A 2,955-nucleotide genomic window follows, 5' to 3' on the forward strand; every position below is an offset into this window, starting at 1 on the left:
CATTTGCGCGGCAGCAGGCGGTCAGTGTGTTGGCCAGCAGGCAGGCGATGGTCATCGGCCCGACGCCACCCGGCACCGGCGTGATCGCACCGGCACGCTCAGCTGCGCTGGCATAGTCAACGTCACCGACCAGCTTGTTCTTGCCGTCACGTTCGATCCGGTTGATGCCCACGTCGATGACAGTGGCGCCTTCCTTGATCCAGTCACCCGGCACCATTTCAGGGCGGCCAACGGCAGCCACAACGATGTCGGCGCGGCGGACAACGTCAGGCAAGTCTTTGGTGCGTGAATGCGCGATGGTCACGGTGCAGCTGTCACCCAGCAGCAATTGCGCCATCGGTTTGCCCACGATGTTCGAGCGGCCGATCACAACCGCATCCATGCCCGAGAGCGAACCATGATGGTCGCGCAGCATCATCAGACAGCCCAACGGGGTGCAGGGCACCATTGACTTCTGTCCGGTACCAAGCAAGCCCACGTTCGAGATGTGGAAACCATCAACGTCCTTGGCCGGATCAATCGAGTTGATCACCAGATCTTCGTTCAGGTGCTTGGGCAGGGGTAATTGCACCAGAATACCATGCACGGCTGGGTCGTTGTTCAGCTTGTCGATCAACGCCAGCAGGTCTCCTTCGGATGTGCCGACATCCAGCTTGTGCTCGTACGAGTTCATGCCGACCTCAACGGTCATTTTCCCCTTCGAGCGGACATAGACTTGGCTGGCCGGATCTTCACCCACCAAAACCACGGCGAGACCGGGGGTGATGCCGTTTTCTTCTTTCAGCTTTGCGACCTGATCTGCCACCTGGCCGCGTACTTTTGCGGCAAAGGCCTTACCGTCGATAACCTGCGCTACCATCCTTTGATCCCTTCTTTCAAAAACGGATCGGGCGCACACAGCGACCGGGTCTTCAGTCAGGGCCGAGCACGCGTTCTTCGCGGGCAATCGACCAGTCAATCAATATGCGCCAGAGTTTCTCGGCAAGATCTGGGTCCATACCCAACTCGTCGGAACTTGTGCGCACACGCTGCACCACATCTTCGACACGTTCCGGGATGCGGGCGGGTAACCCCTCGCCGGGTTTCAGCTGAGACGCACGGTCAATGTAGGTTGCGCGCGTCACCAACATCTCAATCAGTTGTCGGTCCAGCTTGTCGATCTGAGGCCGCAATTCCCGCATCGAGTGACAGTCCTGCGGCGGTATCAGAGTGGGCATTTTAATCTCCTGTGGACCGGGGTAACCCCCAGTCCACGAGATGTCTCATTCGGGTGCTTAGAACAAGCCCTCGATCTCACCTGCGTCATTGAGGCAGATGGTTTCCGCAGCCGGTTTGCGCGGCAGACCGGGCATGGTCATGATCTCACCGCAGACAACCACGATGAAGCCAGCACCGGCTGACAAGCGCACCTCACGCACCGGAACCGAGTGGCCGGTGGGCGCGCCGCGCAGCGACGGGTCGGTCGAGAACGAATACTGGGTTTTCGCCATGCAGACCGGCAGGTTGCCGTAGCCAGCCTCTTCCCATTCGCGCAGTTGGTTGCGGATCTTGTTGTCGGCCAGAACCTCGTCCGCGCGGTAGATACGCTTGGCGATGGTGTCGATTTTCTCGAACAGTGGCATTTCGTCGGGGTAGATCGGGGCAAAATTCGCAGCACCGTTTTCAACGATTTCCACAACTTTCTCGGCCAGAGGTGCAGAACCGTCCGAACCCAGTTCCCAGTGACGTGACAGAACTGCCTCGACGCCATGGGTTTCGCAGTAATCCTTGACGGCCTGCACTTCGTCATCGGTGTCGGTGACAAAATGGTTGATGGCGACGACGACAGGAACACCGAAGGACTTCACGTTTTCGATGTGACGGCCCAGGTTGGCGCAGCCCGACTGAACCGCGTCGACATTCTCGGCACCCAGATCGGCCTTAGCGACGCCGCCGTTCATCTTCATCGCACGTACGGTGGCGACTAGCACCACAGCCGACGGCGCGATACCTGCCTTGCGGCACTTGATGTTCATGAACTTCTCGGCACCCAGATCAGCACCGAAACCAGCTTCGGTGACAACATAGTCAGCCACCTTCAATGCGGTTTTGGTTGCGATGACCGAGTTACAGCCGTGCGCGATGTTCGCGAAGGGACCACCATGAACAAAGGCCGGGTTGTTTTCCAGCGTCTGCACCAGGTTCGGCTGCATGGCGTCCTTCAGCAGAACGGTCATTGCGCCTTCGGCTTTGATGTCGCGGCAGTAAACTGGTGTTTTGTCGCGGCGATAGGCCACGATGATGTCACCCAGACGCTTTTCCAGGTCTTTCAGATCGGTTGCCAGACAGAGGATCGCCATGACTTCGGACGCCACGGTGATGTCAAAGCCGGTTTCACGCGGGAAACCGTTCGACACACCACCCAAGGACGCAGTGATCTGACGCAGTGCGCGGTCGTTCATATCGACCACGCGGCGCCATGCGACGCGGCGGATGTCGATCTCGCACTCGTTGCCCCAGTAGATGTGGTTGTCGATCATCGCCGACAGCAGCGAATGGGCCGAGGTGATGGCGTGAAAGTCGCCAGTGAAGTGCAGGTTCATTTCCTCCATTGGAACAACCTGCGCGTAACCGCCACCTGCTGCGCCGCCCTTCATGCCGAAGTTCGGGCCCAACGAGGCTTCGCGGATACAGATCATCGCGTTTTTGCCAATGCGGTTCAGGCCATCGCCCAGACCGACGGTGGTGGTGGTCTTACCTTCACCCGCCGGGGTCGGGTTGATCGCGGTGACAAGGATCAACTTGCCGTCTTCACGACCCTGAACCGAGTTGATGAAGTCCTGGCTGACCTTCGCCTTGTCGTGGCCGTAGGGCAGCAGATCAGCGGAGTCGATGCCGATCTTCGCACCGATTTCCTGAATCGGCTTCTTGTTCGCCTCACGGGCGATTTCAATGTCGGATTTGTAGCTCATTGGG

General features: G+C 58.9%; 3 protein-coding genes. All 3 read right to left on the reverse strand.

Going from position 1 to position 2,955, the window contains the following annotated elements:
• Positions 1-859 (reverse strand): bifunctional methylenetetrahydrofolate dehydrogenase/methenyltetrahydrofolate cyclohydrolase FolD (folD, locus tag RUE5091_RS22410; RefSeq protein WP_058284167.1); only part of this gene is annotated, 859 nt, incomplete at its 3' end.
• 52 nt (positions 860-911) lie between these two features.
• The gene (locus tag RUE5091_RS22415; protein WP_058284168.1) at positions 912-1,217 is read right to left on the reverse strand and encodes a chorismate mutase; all 306 of its coding nucleotides are present in this window, start codon (positions 1,215-1,217) and stop codon (positions 912-914) included.
• A 57-nt stretch (positions 1,218-1,274) separates the two neighbouring features.
• Positions 1,275-2,951 carry a formate--tetrahydrofolate ligase gene (locus tag RUE5091_RS22420; RefSeq protein ID WP_058284169.1) on the reverse strand — a complete coding sequence of 559 codons (1,677 nt, stop codon included), beginning with the start codon at positions 2,949-2,951 and terminating at the stop codon, positions 1,275-1,277.
• Positions 2,952-2,955: the final 4 nt, after the last annotated feature.

This window comes from Ruegeria denitrificans, assembly GCF_001458295.1.
In the GTDB taxonomy this organism is placed as follows: domain Bacteria; phylum Pseudomonadota; class Alphaproteobacteria; order Rhodobacterales; family Rhodobacteraceae; genus Ruegeria; species Ruegeria denitrificans.

What these genes read in the sequence shown, in the direction of transcription:
- RUE5091_RS22415 (WP_058284168.1), bottom strand. Translation starts at nt 1,217, where the DNA reads ATGCCCACTCTGATACCGCCGCAGGACTGTCACTCGATGCGGGAATTG.
- RUE5091_RS22420 (WP_058284169.1), bottom strand. Translation starts at nt 2,951, where the DNA reads ATGAGCTACAAATCCGACATTGAAATCGCCCGTGAGGCGAACAAGAAG.